This window comes from Paenibacillus phytohabitans, assembly GCF_013141775.1.
Classification (GTDB): domain Bacteria; phylum Bacillota; class Bacilli; order Paenibacillales; family Paenibacillaceae; genus Paenibacillus_AQ; species Paenibacillus_AQ phytohabitans.
The window spans coordinates 1-606 of record NZ_WHOB01000025.1; the positions used below are offsets into that span (position 1 = coordinate 1).

1 protein-coding gene is annotated in these 606 nt (G+C 66.8%); it reads left to right on the forward strand.

What is annotated here, in order from left to right; all coding sequences use genetic code 11:
* Positions 1-305: 305 nt before the first annotated feature.
* Positions 306-575 (forward strand): hypothetical protein, encoded by a 270-nt coding sequence (locus GC101_RS10525; protein ID WP_171717212.1) that lies wholly within the window; start codon positions 306-308, stop codon positions 573-575.
* The last annotated feature ends 31 nt before the right edge of the window (positions 576-606 follow it).

Genomic DNA, 606 nt, shown 5'->3' on the forward strand with positions numbered 1-606 from the left:
ATTTACCAGGGCAAGGCTGTTGCCGGGCTCCTGCAGGCGCACCGGCATCCAGGTGAGCGCCGGAAGCTGCTGCGGTAGATCTTCAGATGGCAGTGTGGCCAACAGGCGCACCGGCCACCGGAAAAACGTCTACCGCAGCAGCTGCAATAGATCGGCAGCCGGCAGTGTGGCCAACCGGCGCGCACCGGGCGCACCGGCTTCCGAAAGAACGTCTACCGCTGCTGCTGCGGATCCGCGCGCAGCCGGTGACCAATCACCTGGGCGAGACCGTTACCGGGTCCTGCAGGCGAGCCGGTGGACCCCCAGTGAGTTATCGATCGCTGCCCCAGCGGCAGCGGGGTACTGGGTTCACCGACATCCAGGAGAGCACCGGCAGCAGCTGCGGTAGATCTGCAGCCGGCAGTGTGGCCAACCGGCGCGCACCAGGCGCACCGGCTTCCGGAAGAACGTCTGCTGCTGCGGATCCGCGCGCAGCCGGTGACCAATCAACATGGCGAGACTGTTGCCGCGGTCTTGCAGGCGGGCTGGTGGACCCCGGCGAGTTATCGATCGATGCCCCGGCGGTAGCCAGGTAATGGAGCTCATCGGCATCCAGGAGAGCGCCGG